General features: G+C 69.4%; 16 protein-coding genes. 4 read left to right on the forward strand and 12 right to left on the reverse strand.

Annotation, left to right across the window (positions count from 1 at the left end; all coding sequences use genetic code 11):
• Window positions 1-5: 5 nt before the first annotated feature.
• Genes IU450_RS14470 through IU450_RS14480 form a run of 3 tightly spaced genes read right to left on the reverse strand, consistent with a single transcriptional unit; the run spans window position 6 to window position 2007 of the window.
• The gene (locus IU450_RS14470; protein ID WP_195150306.1) at window positions 6-755 is read right to left on the reverse strand and encodes a LysM peptidoglycan-binding domain-containing protein; all 750 of its coding nucleotides are present in this window, start codon (window positions 753-755) and stop codon (window positions 6-8) included.
• A gap of 1 nt (window position 756) precedes the next feature.
• A complete protein-coding gene (locus IU450_RS14475; RefSeq protein ID WP_195150307.1) occupies window positions 757-1194 on the reverse strand; it encodes a phage tail protein in 438 nt (145 codons plus the stop codon).
• Window positions 1195-1215: 21 nt separating this feature from the next.
• A complete protein-coding gene (locus IU450_RS14480) occupies window positions 1216-2007 on the reverse strand; it encodes a hypothetical protein (RefSeq protein WP_195150308.1) in 792 nt (263 codons plus the stop codon).
• A gap of 687 nt (window positions 2008-2694) precedes the next feature.
• On the opposite strand from IU450_RS14480, the gene IU450_RS14485 reads away from it, so the two are divergent.
• Window positions 2695-2955, forward strand: coding sequence for a hypothetical protein (locus IU450_RS14485; protein ID WP_195150309.1), 261 nt, complete (start codon window positions 2695-2697; stop codon window positions 2953-2955).
• Between the two features lie 843 nt (window positions 2956-3798).
• Here IU450_RS14485 and IU450_RS14490 read toward each other — a convergent pair.
• From IU450_RS14490 to IU450_RS14530, 9 genes are all read right to left on the reverse strand, one after another.
• Window positions 3799-3954 carry a DUF6760 family protein gene (locus tag IU450_RS14490; RefSeq protein ID WP_174185831.1) on the reverse strand — a complete coding sequence of 52 codons (156 nt, stop codon included), beginning with the start codon at window positions 3952-3954 and terminating at the stop codon, window positions 3799-3801.
• Window positions 3951-4385: a hypothetical protein gene (locus IU450_RS14495; protein WP_195150310.1), complete on the reverse strand. Its 435-nt coding sequence runs from the start codon at window positions 4383-4385 to the stop codon at window positions 3951-3953. The genes IU450_RS14490 and IU450_RS14495 overlap by 4 nt, the downstream gene beginning before the upstream one ends.
• Window positions 4385-4828 carry a phage tail protein gene (locus IU450_RS14500; protein WP_174185829.1) on the reverse strand — a complete coding sequence of 148 codons (444 nt, stop codon included), beginning with the start codon at window positions 4826-4828 and terminating at the stop codon, window positions 4385-4387. Before IU450_RS14500 ends, IU450_RS14495 begins: the two co-directional genes overlap by 1 nt.
• 28 nt (window positions 4829-4856) lie before the next feature.
• Complete coding sequence (locus IU450_RS14505; RefSeq protein WP_195150311.1) at window positions 4857-6392, reverse strand: phage tail sheath family protein; 1536 nt, start codon at window positions 6390-6392, stop codon at window positions 4857-4859.
• Between the two features lie 321 nt (window positions 6393-6713).
• Window positions 6714-7433, reverse strand: a complete 720-nt coding sequence (locus tag IU450_RS14510; protein WP_195150312.1) for a DUF4157 domain-containing protein — start codon at window positions 7431-7433, stop codon at window positions 6714-6716.
• A gap of 7 nt (window positions 7434-7440) precedes the next feature.
• Window positions 7441-9570, reverse strand: a complete 2130-nt coding sequence (locus tag IU450_RS14515) for a PASTA domain-containing protein (protein WP_195150313.1) — start codon at window positions 9568-9570, stop codon at window positions 7441-7443.
• Between the two features lie 139 nt (window positions 9571-9709).
• Complete coding sequence (locus IU450_RS14520; protein ID WP_195150314.1) at window positions 9710-11755, reverse strand: ATP-binding protein; 2046 nt, start codon at window positions 11753-11755, stop codon at window positions 9710-9712.
• On the reverse strand, window positions 11752-12375 hold the full coding sequence (locus IU450_RS14525; protein ID WP_195150315.1) for a DUF4255 domain-containing protein: 624 nt from the start codon (window positions 12373-12375) through the stop codon (window positions 11752-11754). Before IU450_RS14525 ends, IU450_RS14520 begins: the two co-directional genes overlap by 4 nt.
• Window positions 12376-12387: 12 nt before the next feature.
• Window positions 12388-13002 (reverse strand): response regulator transcription factor, encoded by a 615-nt coding sequence (locus IU450_RS14530; protein ID WP_195064914.1) that lies wholly within the window; start codon window positions 13000-13002, stop codon window positions 12388-12390.
• A gap of 653 nt (window positions 13003-13655) precedes the next feature.
• Between IU450_RS14530 and IU450_RS14535 the strand changes: the two genes are divergently transcribed.
• The 3 genes from IU450_RS14535 (at window position 13656) to IU450_RS14545 (ending at window position 15800) form a co-directional block, all read left to right on the forward strand.
• Window positions 13656-13841 (forward strand): hypothetical protein, encoded by a 186-nt coding sequence (locus IU450_RS14535; protein ID WP_195150316.1) that lies wholly within the window; start codon window positions 13656-13658, stop codon window positions 13839-13841.
• Between the two features lie 100 nt (window positions 13842-13941).
• Complete coding sequence (locus IU450_RS14540; protein ID WP_195150317.1) at window positions 13942-15300, forward strand: M23 family metallopeptidase; 1359 nt, start codon at window positions 13942-13944, stop codon at window positions 15298-15300.
• Entirely contained in the window at window positions 15297-15800 is a 504-nt protein-coding gene (locus IU450_RS14545) for a hypothetical protein (RefSeq protein ID WP_195150318.1), read from the forward strand. The genes IU450_RS14540 and IU450_RS14545 overlap by 4 nt, the downstream gene beginning before the upstream one ends.
• The last annotated feature ends 10 nt before the right edge of the window (window positions 15801-15810 follow it).

Genomic DNA, 15810 nt, shown 5'->3' on the forward strand with positions numbered 1-15810 from the left:
GCGCGTCACCCCAGTTCTTCCGCGGCGGGGATGAGCAGTTCCGCGCCGGGGCGCAGCCGCATCGGGTCATCGATGCGGTTGGCGACGGCGACGGCACGCCACCGGGTCGGGTCACCGTACTCACGCCAGGCGATCGAGGCCAGCGTGTCGCCCGCGACCACGGTATGCACCTTGCGCGCGGTCAAACTCCCCGACGTCGGGTTCTGTTTGGCCTGATCACCGGCGATCTCCTCGATGGTGACGGTCGCGGTGCCGCGGATCGGCAGGCCGCCGGGGGTGAACAGCGTGTACTTGACCGCGACCGAACTCACGTACGCGGTGAATCCGGTCAGGCTGCCCCAGTGGAAGATCACCCATGGCGGGCTGCCCTTTTTCTTGTCGTGGCTCTCGTTGGTCGGCACGCAGCAGGCGAACAACCGCTCCACGGTGTCCACCACCTTGGTGTCGTGCTCCGCGCCTGCGTCGAGAAACATCTCGAGCGTCAATTTGGCCGGGTCCGCGCCCTTGAACTCGGGCACACCGCTTTTCTTGCTTCCCTTCTGAGCATCGCGATTCCACTTGGCGGACTTGGTGACCGACAGTTCCTTCGGGTTGAACTGGAAGTCGATCTGGCCCCGGCGCGGCCCGGGTTGCAGCGAGCCCTTCTCCACCGGCGGGTCGCGCACTTCGAGGAACGCGTGCAGGAGCTTCGGCCTGCTGCTGCCGGACTGCGCGCCACCGGCGCTGGTGGCGCTGAAGGCGATCGGCGCGGGCATGTCACGCCTTCCCCGGCTCGACGAAGCCGTGATGGGTGATCTCGATCGTTTCCAAGGCGACTTTGGGCGATTCCGCGTTCAGTGACGGGCCGGTCCAGCGCACGGGCATGACACCGAGCAGGCCCCACTGCGCGACCACCGTGCCGTCGGCCGTCATCGCCTTGATCTGGCCGGTCTTGCCGCGCACCCCGGTCGCGACGCTGCCGAACCACGCGGCCACTTTGGCCGTGTCGGGCGTGACCGGACGGCTCAGCTTGATGTTGCTGAACTTGATCCGAGTCGGCAGCTGCCATACGTACCCGTTGTTGCCGCCCTCCTCACGCTGCTCCATCACCACCTCGCAGCCGAGGCCCTCGCAGCTGTTGAACGCACCCAGGCTCATGTTGTCGATGGTCACGACGAAACAGACGCTGACAGCGGGGTCGAGATCGGTGGACATGGTCGGCTCCTCGGGTCGTGATCAGAGAGGGAGGTCCAGGGCGACGCCCGCGCGTTCCCTGGCAAGGCGCAGTTCGGCTTTCAGCTTGCGAGCGATCGGCTCGTACAGGCGGTCCACGAGACCGTCGATGTCGGTCGGCGAGGCGCCGGCTGTGGCCGACGTGGGTTGGGCGGACGCGACGGCCTGCGTCGTGGTCGCATCGGGCGCGGGTGGCGGTGCCGGGTCGGGCCCGACCGTCGAGTGCGTCGCCGCATGGTCGGAGGTGGCGGGCGGTTCCGCGGCACTTTCCGGCATGTCGCCGGTGTCTGTCGGAGTGCGCTGTAGGTGGGCCGGGTCGTCACGATCCGGGGCGGTGATCACGGCAGCTTGCGCATACGAGCGACCGGCACGGTGGAGTGTGGTGCTATCGGTGGACGAACGCACGCCCTGCCCGCCTTCCGGAGCCGACTGATCGGGCATGCCGAATGTGCGGTGCTCACGCTGGAGCACACGCGGATCCGCGATGCTCGGTAACCGCACGAAACTCGGCGTCTCCGTCCGATGCGGCGTGCCCGGCATCGGCGACTGTCCGAGCGGGGTTCGACGCTGGAGCAGCAGCGTCCCGGATTGCTTCGAAGTGGGCGGTTCGGCGCGCTGCGAGCGGGTGGGGGCCGACGTCGGATTTTCGCTGGGCTGCATCGGAGTGGATGACACGAGGTCCGACATCCGCTGCACGGGCGTCGACCCGGTCACCACCGCCAGGGCGCTCCACGAGGAAGTGCCGATTCCGGTGCGGTCACTCGGCAGCGGGGCGGAAGCGACATGATCGTGCACCGCCGCCGCTCCATGGATCGGCGGTTTCGATGCATGCCCGATGGAGGAACCCGGCAGGGTGCGGCCGGTCGTTCGCTGAATCGGGCTCCGCGTACGCGACGGGGTCGAGTCGAGTGACGCCAGCGATCGGGTCTGCTGCGCGGCGGCGACGGTGGCGGCAGACGATTCTCGTTGTCCGAGGTTCAGGGAGCCTGGTGCAGCGGACAACCCAGACGTGTCTTCCGCGCGATTCTGTCGTTGCACCGTGGGTACGGTCGATGCCGGAGCGGGCTCCGGCGTGGCACGGGGGATCGATGTAGCGACAGGCATGAATTGGCCTGTGTATCCGACAGTTTCAGCAATCTGCGGATCCGCCGAGTTCGTGGTGCCGATCATCTCGACACCGCCCATCGGCAGATCGCCGCCATCGGGCGGTGCCGTCGATGGTTCTCGGCTGTCGAGAAACGAACTTCCGGCCGGGTCCTCGGGGGGCGGTTCGGCGCTCGCCTCCGCGGCACCGTGCTGGTCTACGACAGCTCGGCGCTGAATCACGGGTAACTCCGGCACCGCGACTCGAGGGGTTCGCGCCGAATCAGCCACGCCACTCGATGCCTGCTGGATTGTGAACCGCTCGGCGTCCGCGGCACGCTGCGCGGAGAACATTTGCTGTGGACCCGCAATAGTCGGCGGCTTCGGCGCCTGCTCCCTGTGGACGGGGAAACTCGAATCCGCGGCAATCTTGAAATCGGGCTGCACATCGACAGCACGCCCTTCGCCGCCCCTCTCTCCGGCATTTGCCGTTCCGTGCACACCGATCCTCTGGCTTGCGTCGGCAGCACCCTCCTGATCGGTTTCGTGTGGGGTGCTCATCGCACCCGGCAGGCTGGCTACCTGCCCGGATTCGGCGTGCTGCGGGTCGAGCGCCTCGGCCGGAGGCGGAGCACCACCTGTGTCGATCGATCGCTGTAGGTCAGCGGCACGCTGCACACCTGCCGCGCGTTCCGCGGAGGCGGCACTCTTCTGTTCAGGAAGACGCTGTACGAAACGTTCGGCCCCGGTGCCGGTTCCGGATTCACCATCCGGGAGCGGAGCGCCGAGACCGTACCGCCGCGGACGTGCCGGTTCCGCTGCAAACTGTCGCTGTATCTGCTGAGGCGCGGCCGGTACAGACCGGTCCCGGGCATCGGCGATCGGACCCGCGCCGAGCCGATCGGTGTCGTCGAGTCGGCTCGTCCCTTGATCCGGACCGGGAGCCGCGACCGGCTCCTGCCGGTCCGGCATCGTGTCTGCGGACAATTCCGATTGCAGCTCAGCCGTATTCACGTCGACCGCCGCCGGTAAGGGTGCCGATGAATCGGCAGAAGCGGGTGCCAGATGGCGCAACGGCACCTCGACCGCGTCCGCTGCCGACACCATCGACCCCGCGTCCGCGAACGTGGCCACTCGATCGTGGCGGGTCGGCGTCTCGACCGCTGGTGGTTCGGATCGCGCGCGCAGCGCAGCGGTCGCACCGGAGTTCTCGTCCCGGTTTCGCTGCACCACTGCGGGGTTGGCGGCCAGTCCGGTGATCACGCCGGACGGCGCGTCGCCGCCGACGGCGTGCGACATCGGCCCACGGAACGAGAAATCGCGACGAGAGACCAGCGCCGACTCGAACCGGGCTGGGGCGGTGACCAGCGCGACGTCGGTGATGACGCGCTGCACGGGCGGTGCGTCCCGCCACTCCCGGGCTCGGGCTTCGCCGGTCGTCGCCGATCCGTCGACGTCACGCCGGCGCCTGGGGAACAGCCGATCCCACAGCCCCATCCGTATTCACCTCCCTCGGACTCGGGTGTTGATGCGCTCGATCTCATCGGCGAAGCGGCGCCGATCCGGGTGTTCCAGATCGAGAATTTCGCCCAGTGGCCAATGGAAGTGGTAAGCGACGTACGAGATCTCCTCGAGCAGCGGGTCGACCCCGTACGTCACGATTCCCCCACGCGGCTGCCCGCGAGGTCGATGGTGAACTCGTGCGAACAGGACGGGCAGCTGACCGCCGCGCGACTGTGCCCCTCAGCGTTGATTCGCTGGTACAGGTCCTGCAGGAAGGCGAGATCCGAGGCGAACAGGTCCTCCACGATGCCGGCGTGGATGTCGGTGAACGTGCCGAGCCGGGTGATCACCCGTGCGATAAGCACCACCGACAGGTACGCCGGATTCTCACGCACCCGGTCGTCGCGCAGCGGAACCAGTTCATCCCGCGCGGTCGCCAGCCGCATCGCACCTGCGCGGTGCACGGTGCCCGAGGGGTCGAGGTAACCGCGTGGCAGCACGAACGGGAACTCCGTTCGCATCCCCTCCGCCGGGGCCGCGGGCGCGACGGGCGCGTCCGTGACCGCGGCGTTGTGCACGCGGCGCACTACTCGACCTCGATGTTCTCGTAGGTGACGACCAGTTTCTCGGTGAGCACGCTCGTGTCGCCCGCCTTCAGCGCGCCGATTTCCAGCGACTTCGGCCACGCGTTGGTCAGCTTGTACCGCTTGAGCGCCTGGCCTTCGTAGTCGTAGACGATGATCGCGCCGCCCTTGCGCGCGGCGCCCATCTTGCCGAACCGGCTGTCCTTGACCCACTTCTCGAAGCTGTTGTCGCCGGTGAGGCCGCGCGTCAGCGTGACTTCTCCCGCCTTGTACCGGCCGGGCAGTTTCTTCACGACGTACTTGCCGTCGGCGGTGTTCTGCTTGAGCTCGATCACGTCCTGTTCGAGCTTGAGCCCGGAGACCTCCGAAATCTGTTTGATGACCACACCGTCGATTTCCAGTCCGAACGAGTGGCCGACCGAGGTGTCGAGATCGGGGAGCGCCATGATGTCCTACTTCCTGTGCTGCTGCGGGTCATTCGTTGACGAGGCTGGTTCCGCCGGAGAACTGAGCGAGTCGGAACACGACGAACTCGGCGGGCTTGACCGGCGCGACACCGACCTCACAGATCACTTGCCCTACGTCGATCGATTCGGCCGGGTTCGTCTCGCGGTCGCATTTGACGTAGAACGCCTCATCGGGCGTCAGGCCGAACAGCGCGCCCTTGCGCCACTCGTTCACCAGGAAGGCGCTGATCGTGCGCCGGATGCGGGCCCACAGCGCGTCGTCGTTGGGCTCGAACACCACCCACTGCGTGCCGTTGAGGATGGACTCCTCCAGGTAGTTGAACAGCCGCCGCACGTTCAGGTAGCGCCAGGACGGGTCCGAAGACAGCGTGCGCGCACCCCACACCCGGATGCCGCGCCCCGGGAAGGATCGAATGCAGTTGACTCCGATGGGATTCAGCAGATCGTGTTCGGGCTTGGTGAGCTGCACCCCGAGCGTGAGCGCCCCGCGAACCACCTCGTTGGCCGGCGCTTTGTGCACACCGCGAGACTCGTCGTTGCGGGCCCAGATACCGGCCACGTGACCGCTCGGCGGGACGAACCTGGCCGTTCCCGCGGCCGGATCGAACACCTTGATCCAGGGGTAGTACAGCGCGGCGTATTTCGAGTCGTACCCGGCCTTTTCGACCCGCCACTCCTTGACCTGCTGCGGGCCCAGGCCGGGCGGCGGATCCAGGATCGCCACCCGGTCACCCATGAGTTCGCAGTGGGTGATCATTTCCTGCTGTACCGCCTGCACCGACTCGAGATCGATCGCCCCGCGCTCGTAGGCGCTCATCAGGTCGGGCACCGCCACCATCGTCACCTCGTCGATCGCGGCCAGACCGGAGAACCCGGTCCGCTCGTCGACGTCGCCCACGTAGTCCTCGGCGCAGATCCGCTCCGGAGTGGGCGGCGGCACGACCGCGGCCAGGGTGACCGACCCGAAGTCCGGCCGGGCCTGCGCGCCACCCGTCTCCTCGATCGTGATGAGCTTGGATTGCGCCCGCACGACCGTCACCACGTTGTCCTTGCCGCGCTTGATCGTGACCGGTCCGATCGACTCCTCGACCTTCGAACCGCGCTTGACCACGACCGAGAACTGATCCTCGGGCGCCGCGTCGCCTTCCACCGGCTTGATCTCGACGGTGAGGTCGGCTTTGCCGTCGGCGGAGTCCAGCGCGGAGATCCGGTAGCCGCCCACTTCCGCCTGCCGTGCGCCCGCGGGCAGCTCGCCGCGCCTCGTGCCGTTGGCACTCCCGTCCAGCCCGACCCGGATCACGTAGCAGGCGCCGCCGCCGTTGGCGAAGTATCCGTACACCGCGTGCGCGAGATAGCTGCCCTCGACGAAGGCACCGAACTGCTGGGTGAACTGGCTCCAGTTGGTGCACAACGTCGGTTCGTTGAAAGGTCCGTCCGCGGCGAACCCGACGAAGGCCGCCACGGCCGTGCCAACCCCCTCGATCGGTCGCGACCCGGCCTCCACCTCCTCGACATACACGCCGGGTGACAGATAGGTCGGCATAACGCCTCCTCGCTAGAGGTGAACTGTTCTCCTACAGCGTCTTACGAAGCGCGAGAGCGTTGTACGGCCTAACGGATGTGTGTTCGGGAAGCGGAGACTGCCTCATCGGGCAACCTGAGCTGCTCGGCCTTACCCCTCGCGCTCCACGGCCTGCGCGACCAACTCGGCGACCGCACCGTTACCCGCGGAGCCTTGTTGCCGCTGCAGCACGACCGCTCCGCCCGTCGCCTGCGCCGCTCCGCCGACTGAATGGCGCGACTTCGCGGTCCGTGGCCACCGCGCGGGCACGGACATCTCGGTTCCGGCAAGGTCTCGGGCGGCCTAGGCGGGCTGCTCCTCTTCCTCGCTCTCGGCGCGCTGCACGTAGGTCTGGGCAGTCGTCTCGTCCTCTGCCGGTTCCTCGGTGCGCTGAGCGACGTGGTTGTCCGCGCAGCGTTGGACTTCGTTGCCGTGGGAAACCTGCGGCGACGGGGGCGCGGACAGGACGCGGTCGGCATTGGCCACCGCCTCGCGTTCGAAGCGGTCGGACGGATCGCTGACCTTCAGCCCGCCGCCCGCATCGGTGCCGTCGACCGGTCCGCTGCGCTGCTGCACCACGTGGGTCAGTTCGTGGGCGAGGGTATGGCGCCCGGCCGTGGAGGACGGATCGTAGGCGTCGCGCTGGAACACGATGTTCGAGCCGACGGTGTAGGCGTGGGCGTCGACCGATTTCGCGGATTCGTGTGCGGCGCCATCGGTGTGCACCCGGACATCGCCGAAGTCCTGACCGAATCGGGATTCCATGTCGGTGCGCACCTCGGGTTCGAGCTGCCGTCCGCCGCCGGAGGCGACAACTTGGTGGACCGGCGACGGATCTTCGAACAACGTTGCGGTGCCCGCGTTCCCGGCCGCGCGTTGCAATCCGATCAGGCCGCTCGGTGAGGCGGCCTCCAGCCGCCCCGACAGTGCCGCCCGCAGCTGCAACGCGGTCTCCGGCTCCTCCACACGGCCGGACTTCGGCCGCAGCGCGCTCTCGACGTTCTCGTGCTCGTGTTCTCGCATGATTGCCTCACTTGACGTGTCGGTCTTTGTCGGCGGCGTTGTCGGCGGCCGCGTCCGCACGGGACTGAGTGGGAACGCAGACGTGGTCGTTCGGCACCGCCTCACGCCAGACGTAGCCCTGAACACAGGTGTCGGGACCATAGGAGTGGTCGGTGGCGCTCACCCGGAACTTCGCTTGTTCGTTCTCGTTCTTCGTGCGGTCCGCGGTCGTCTGGACGACGCAGATCGGGTCGTCGGGAGCGGCCAACCGGAAGACGAAACCGGTTGCGCAGGGGCGACCCTGGGACACCACCACGGTGACCTCGGTCCCCGGTCGCACCTCGGCTCCGGCAGCGGGTGCGGTGGACAGCACGGTGCCCGCGGCCACCGTGGTGCTGGGCTTCCCGCCGATCTTGGTCTCGAGCCCCAGAGCCTCCAGTGCCGAGAGCGCTTGCGCCTTCGGCTTTCCGGCCAGACCGGGCACCACGACCGGTTTCGGGCCACTCGACACCGTCACCGTGACCGCGGCTCCCTTGGTCACCATGGTTTGCGCCGCCGGGTTCGTGGCCAGCACGACCCCCTTCGCCACGGTGTCGTCCGGCTTGCCGACCCTGGTCACGGTCAAGCCCTTGCTCTCGATCTTCGCGACAGCTTCCGCTTCGGGGAGCCCGGCGACATCGGGCACCGGCACCTGCTCCTTGCCCGTCTCCGTCCCGTCCTTGCCCGATCCGTCCTTGCCCGCCTCGTCCTTCTTGTCGACGGGATCGGTGCCCGACGTCGGACCTGCCGGGGTCGGCGTGGGCGCCGGGCCCGACGACACGGCGAGGGCCACCTCGCTACCACGGGCTTTCTGCTCGCCTGCCGCGGGCGTGCTCGCGATGACCGTGCCCTTGGCGATCTCCGGGCTCTGCTGTTCGAAATGCCGGACGCCGAATTCGGCTTGCTCGAGCGCCTTCTGCGCATCCGCCAGGGGTAGACCCAAGACGTTGGGCACTTCGATCAGGCATTCGCCCTCGCACGGCCCGATCGAGACGTGCATGTTGACCGGTGAACCACGCTCGAGTTCCTCGTTCGCCCGAGGTTCGGTTCCGATGGCCTGCCCGAAGGGGATCCCGGCATCGACCTTGGGGACGTACACCGGCCGGTACCCGGCTTCCTGAAGTGTGCGTTCGGCATCCGCCCTGCTCTTGCCCGCGATGCTCGGCACCTTGTCCCCCGGCCACAGCGCGACCACCGCGAGCGCCAGTGCGAGCGCCACCGCCGCCGCCACGGGGACCCACCAGGGGAAGATCGGCACCTGGTTGCGGACGCCGTTCAACGTGACCGGTGCGCCACCGCCTGCGCGATCGACCTGTGCCGTGAACGCATGCGATTCGGTGCGCCCGAACCACTTTCGCCCGCCACCGACCAGTACGGGAGTTTCCGCCGCCGCGCCGGGGCCAAGCTGCGCGACCGCTCGAGGCGGCTGGAACGTCAGGGCGCCCGTGCGGTCGGTGAGCACGATCTGCACCGCAAGCGGGACATTCCCCGCGTTCGTGGTCGTGACCGTATGCTTCCCCGGTTTGCGACCACGGCTGGTCTCCGGCCGCAGCGCCGCCTGTACCTCGGTGAACGAGCCGACCGTCAGCGTGCCCGAGCCGCTGTCGGAGACCCGCGCGTTCACCCGGGACCGGACGCCGACCAGGAACGGCGCCTGCCCGGCCGGGATCCCGGGATCTCGGGGCGGTGCGAACCGCAGCACCGCGGTGGCCCTGTCGTCCGGGAAGACACTCAGTACAGCGGGTTCCAGGTGCGCGAACGGGCGCATGGGGCCCGCCACGCCGAGCTCGAATTCCTCCACCCGGGTGCCGGTGTTGTGCACGGTGAGCGTGGTGACCACCGCCGAGCCGGGATCGACGGTCAACTGGTTCTGCTCGATGGACAGGTGAACGCCGTAGCGCTGCCGATTCCCCGGCGTGGCCGTCGGTGCGGTGGCGGGCCGGGGCGGACCCGGGGCCACCCCGGCCGGCACGGGAGCGTCGGCGCGGGCTCCGCTGGGCTGCTCGCGTACCGCCGCGATCGTGCTCGTCGCCCAGCCCAGGTAGGTGCGGCACTGCGGGTTGACGCAGAACTCGGCATCTGTGGAATTGGACGTCCCGCAGGTCGAGCAATCGCGCACGGCTCACCTCCTCATGTCGGTGAGTCGAGTATCGGCCGGGGTGGCGACGCGGACAGTCGACCGACGTGACGTCGCCAGGGAAGTCCTTCCTGCCCGTTCGGGCACGGATATCCGCCCTGACGGGCAATTTGCCGCCGCGCTACTGACGCACGGACTCGTGATAGGGGCCGAATTCCCTGGCCAGGGTGAGCCTTCCGAGCTTGCGGTACTCCCGGTGCACCCCCGCGACGAGATCGGCGGTGCACAGCTCGCGTCCGGCGCCCGCGGCCAAGTAGGCGGCGGTGATGACCGCCGAGCGAATATTGCCGCCGGACAACTCGAAGGAGCGGGCGCAGAAGTGCAGATCCAGGTCGGCGCTGCGCGGAATCCTGGTGCCGACGCAGCGCTCCCACAGGCTGCGGCGTGCGTCCTCGTCGGGCGTCGGGTAGTTGACCACCACGTCGAGACGCCGGGTGAACGCGTCGTCCAGATTGGCGCGGAGATTGGTCGCCAGGATCGCGAGGCCGTCGAACGACTCCATCCGCTGGAGCAGGTACGCGCTTTCGATGTTCGCGTACCGGTCGTGCGAGTCGCGCACCTCGGTACGGCGGCCGAACAGCGCGTCCGCCTCGTCGAACAGCAGCACCGCGTTCACCCCGGCCGCCGCGACGAAGATGCGTTCCAGGTTCTTCTCGGTCTCGCCGATGTACTTGTCCACCACGGTCGCGAGGTTCACCGTGTACAGGTCGAGGCCGAGATCCGCGGCGATCACCTCCGCCGACATCGTCTTGCCCGTCCCGGAGTCGCCGGTGAACAGCGCGGTCACGCCGCGCCCCCGCCCGCCGCCCGGCCGCATCCGCCATTCGTCGAGCACCACGGTGCGTTGCCTGGCGCGCAACGCCACCTCGCGCAGCTGGCTCAGCACCGGTTGCGGCAGAACCAGATCCGGCCAGCCGACCGCCGGCTCGATCCGCCGGGCCAGCCGCTCCAGTCCGGCGCTGTTCTGGGCGCGGGCGCCGAAGCGCAGGTCTTCGGCGGACATCGGGCGGCCGGCGAGCTCGGCCCTGACGGTCGCCGCCGTGGCCGCTCGCGCGAGCTGTTCCGGCGTCAGCACGAACTGCATGGTCGCCTCCGCCGCGTCGGACCCGTCGGACAGCGGGTCGGCGAGCACGGCGCGCCACATCCGGGAGCGGTCCGCGGCGCTGGGCGGAGCCACGTCGAGCGGCACCGGTTGACGCCGGGCCCAAGCCGGGTCCCAGACCGCGCTGCCCACCAGCACGACGGTCGCCTGCGCGTCCGCGAGCGCGCGGATGGTCTCGGGCCGCTCGGCGAATCCGTCGACGCCCGCGGCCACCAGCACGGCACCGCGCAGCCGCGCCTCCAGCACCGCCGTCGCGATCGTGCTCGGCTGGTCGGCGACCAGCGGCAGGTCCACGATCAAGACTTCGCGACCGATTCGGCGAGCTGCCGCCGCGGCTACCGCCGTACCGCCGCCGCCGGGCCGTTCGCGCAGGTACACCAGCATGTGCCGGCCGGACAAGGCGGCGACCAGGCCCGGGTCCGGCTGGGCGGGCTCCGGTGGTGCGGGAGCGATCGCAAGGCACAGCTCGGGATCCGGCGCGTCATCCCCGAGCAGATACCCGACCACACGATCCGGTATGCGTAAGGTCCGCGCCAGCAGCGGGCGGTCGCTCTCCGCTATCGTCACGAGCCCGCTACCGACCAGAGCGCTCTCGGCGCTGAAGCGCGCACGCCCGGCGGCGGCCGCCGCGGGCACGCCGCACAGCGAAAGAGCCAGTCCCACAGTCGCTCTGCGTCGCGTCACATCGTCGTTGAGATAGCCGTAGAGCCATTCGAAACGGGAGTCCACGTCCGGCGCCAGCGCTACCAGGAGCACCTCGGCGTCGAGCCCGTCCAGCCCGAATTCCTCGATCACTCGGGCCAAACGAACGTGCTCGCCCTCCGAACGCGCCGCGGCGGCGATCACTTCGGCATCCGCTGCCCGCCGCGATTCCAGCGGGTCGGGGACGAGCGGCGCACGCGCCGAGTTCAGCAGGCGGTCGACCGTGTCGTCGGACAGGTACAGGCCGCGGAACGGGTCGTCGGGTTGCGGATCGTCCGCGCGGCGCTGCGCCACCGCCCGCCGCACCCGTGCCTCGATCACGGCCAGACGGGCGAGTAGATAGCGCAGGCTCGCGGCGCTCACGGCCGCCGCTCCGTGCGCTTGCCCCGCGGCGCGTCGGCGGCCGCGCCGTGGCGGTCCCGCATGCCCACCGAAACACCATCGTGCGCGGGCACGGCCGCCGGTATCGCCCGCCCGGTGTCCGCGGGCGCGGTGACCACCAGATCCAGCGACGGCTTCAACTCGCCGCCCAGCGCCGACCACACGTCCGCGAACGACCGGTCCTCCGGCGGCGGCAACGCGATGTTCAGCGCTACGGGGAGACCGATCTCGGCCAGCGTTCCGCTCAGCGACTCGCCCGGAATCGAGTCGTGGCGCAGGAAGCAGGACAGCAGCGCGGACAGCAGGCGGTGCTCGTCCTCCGGCCGCTGCGTCCACGCCGTGATGAGGTAGGACAGTTTGAAATATCGCGGTCCCTGGTGCCTGCGCACGACCACTCGGTTCTCGTCGTACTCGTTGATCAGGCCGCGCTGCCGCCTGCGCAGGTCCTCGCGGATGTCGTAGAGAAACATGTTGACGGTGGGCGCGTTCCGCCGCGCCGCCCACTCCTTGGTCGGCGCGTCGAACACCACGTCGACCTCGTTGCGGTCGACGGCGTCCGCGCCGACCAGCGCCCGCAGCGCCTCGTCCACCTCGACGAACACTGTGCCACCGCCCTAGATCAAGCCTTGGCGCAGCGCGTACGCGACCGCGTGTGACCGATTGCGCAGCTGCAGCCTGCTGGTGATGTCGTGCAGCGCGTTCTTGATGGTGCGCTGCGAATAGCAGAGCTTGGCGGCGATCTCGGCCGTGTCGTCGCCCTCGGCGACCAAGCGCAGGATTTCGATCTCCCGGTGGGTCAGCCCGGTGAGGCTGAGCCCCCGCGGATGCAGCATCTGCCGCTGCAGCCGCCCGACCTGGTCGAGCAACCTGCCGAGCAGATCGGGCGGTACGGTCCCCTCGCCACGCGCCGCGGCGCACACCGCGTGCGTCAGACGTTCCGAGGTCGCCTCCTGGCGTCGCACCAGCCCCGCGATCCCGGCTTCGACGGCGGCGGCGAGACTGTGTTCGTCGAAATCGGCGGCCACCAATACCGGGCGCCTGCCGTCTCGCTGCATGCGGCGCAGCGTCCGCAACGTGTGTTCGTCGACCGTGTCGGCGACGACCAGCGCGACCACCGCGCGTGCCGGGTCGTCGACGACGAGGATCTCCGTGCGCGGCCGCAACTGGGCGATCAGGCCCGCCCGCGAGATCGGGTCGCGCGCTTCCACGTAGATCGCGGTTCTGTCCATCGTGCACCTCTCGGATACTTCCGCGCCGGCCCTCCCCGACGCCTGTCACCGAGCCTGCGCGGACCACTAACCGTGCATTGAACGAGGACTAAACGCGCAGGTCGTTGCCCGTTCGGGCACGGTACCTCCGGGCATCGGCGCAGGTGAGAAACGGCGACGGCGGTCGAGCGTGCCGTGCGGCGCCCGGGATCTCGCCGACACGGGTGGGTGCGGGCGCCCCGCTGAGGCGCGACGCTGTGTGGCGTCCGCCTTCGTCTACCGGGGGAACCGACGATGCTCCGACACCGACGCGGAACCTTCCGCCGCTCCGGCACCCTGACGCTGCTCATAGCGGTGACGGTGTCGGTCGTGTTCGTCTGCGTTACGCAAACGCCCCTCGGCGCCGATCGAGGAGCGCGTGCCTGGGCCGAGCCGATCACATCCCAGCCGCCGGCCACCCCGGCTCCGACCCAGGCCCAACGATCCACGCCGGTGACCACCGAACCGGTTGCCACCACACGGTTCCGACCGCCGACCACCACGGTGGGCGGTGCGGCCGGTTCGACCAGCACGAGCACGCAGGCCGAAACGTCCGTCACCGGAACCACGGCCGCACCGTCCACGACGGGGGTCTGCGACCCGGTAGGTCCGACGAACGCCGCGGGCCGAGCCGCTTGCCCGGTGACGCCACCCACCTGCCCGACGACCACGACCACCGCCACGGCGACGTCCGTCCCTTGCACGACGACCACCACCGGCACGACCACCACCAACACGACGACCACGACCACCCGTCCGACCACGACCGCGCCCGATACGACCACTTCGGAGCCACCCCCACCGCCGCCTCCCTCACCTGATCCGCAGCGGCCGCCGGTCCCAGTGCACTACCGTCCTCCGGACCGTGCTCTGCCGCTGGATCTTTCGCAACCGCCGCCGTGTGTCGTGCTCAACGGGCCGATGGCAAAGGGCAGCTACACCGTCTCCTCGGCCTTCGGCATCCGCGGCGGCGAGTTCCATCGCGGCATGGACCTGGCGGCCAAACGCGGCACGCCGATCTTCGCCGCGCTGGACGGCAAGGTGGCGGCGGCGGGACAGGCCACGGGATTCGGCAACTGGATCGTCATCGACTCCACCACGTCCGACGGGCTGGTCTCGACCGTCTACGGTCACATGTACGACGACGGCATGCACGTCGCCGCCGGTGACGTCGTCAAGGCGGGCCAGCACATCGCCGACGTCGGCAGCAACGGCGCGTCCAGCGGTCCGCACCTGCATTTCGAACTGTGGCAGGGCGGCAGGCTGCAGAACGGCAAATTCGTCGACCCGGCTCCGCTGCTCGACCAGGCCGCCCCGACGGCCGATCAATCGGCGTTGAAGATGGCGCACTCGATCGCCGATTGCGCCGTCCGCCCCGGCGCGGGCCTCGCTCCGGGCAAGGTTCCGGCGGAATTCGTGCCGTGGCTGCGCAAAGGCGCCGCCGACTGCCCCGGCAGCGGCATCACCGCGCCGCTGCTGGCCGGGCAACTCAAGGCGGAGAACAACTTCCGGCACGGCGCCACGGCGCCCGTGTCCTCGAGCGGAGCCATGGGACCGGCGCAATTCCTGCCGGGCACCTGGGAGACCTGGAAGGTCGACGCGGACGGCGACGGCCGCAGCGACATCAACAGCATCGCCGACGCCGTTGTCGCGCAAGCGCATTTCATGTGCAAGAACTGGCGGGACTCCACGGCGGGCATCACCGGCGGGCAGTTGCGCGGTGACGCCGTCGACCTGGCACTGGCCGCGTACAACGCCGGGTTCGGGGCGGTGCAAGCGGCGCGCGGCATGCCGTCGGGCGGCGAATACACTACCCAGACACAGCCCTACGTGCGCAAGATCCGAGCTTACGAACGCGAGTTCGCCGCAGCCGACTTCGCCGAGAGCGCCGGCCGCAACGCCGAGTCCAGCGCGAAGGCGTTGCGGGCGGTCCAGCAGTACCTCGGCGCCGCGTACACCTGGGGCGGCGGAAACACCAAGGGCCCTACAGAAGGCGGCTTCGACTCGCCGGGCCTGGCGACCTACGTGGCCTACGTCGCGACCGGTGGCGCGGTGACGCTGCCCCGCACCGTGCAGCAGCAGTGGACGAAAGGACAAGAGCTGCCCACCGACCGGGCCGGTCCGGGGCACCTCGTCTACACCGACTTCGGGCCGAACGGAGTGCCACGCCACGTCGGCATCACGGTCGGCGACGGCAAGATGGTCCACGCGTCGGCCGAGGACGGCAAAGTCGTGGAGGCGCCGATTCCACCCGGCGCGAAGATCCGGAGCATGTCATGACCCGAACCCTGTTGCTCTTCTGCGCCGCGACGCTGGCCGTGCTGGCGGTGGGCGGCTGCGCGGGAACCGTGCCCGGCTTGCCGCTGCCCGCCCCGCTCGGCGCCGCCGAGACCGCCGACCCACACGTGGTGTTGCGCGCCGCTTTCGCGACGATGTTCGGCTGGCGGCCCGCCACCGACTCCTCCCCCGACGACGCCTATGCCCGCGCTCGCCCCTACCTCACCGACGAGCTCGGAGCGCGTGCGCGCGACCGCACCGAAGGCGGCTCCAAGACCCAGTGGAACGCCTGGGCGAAGGCCGGCGCGACGGTCCGGGTCGCGGTCGAGGTCTCCACCGACGAGCACCCACCCGACAAGCCCGGCCGGATCGACCGCGTCGTGCTGATCCACCAGACCGTCACCGATCCGGGCGGGCGGCCGATCGACACCATCGACCTGACCGCCTGGGCCACACTGATCGAGACCGAACAAGGCTGGCGCATCCAAGCGGTGCGCTTCTGAGGAGATTGCC

It is taken from the genome of Nocardia abscessus (genome assembly GCF_015477775.1).
Classification (GTDB): Bacteria; Actinomycetota; Actinomycetes; order Mycobacteriales; family Mycobacteriaceae; genus Nocardia; species Nocardia abscessus_A.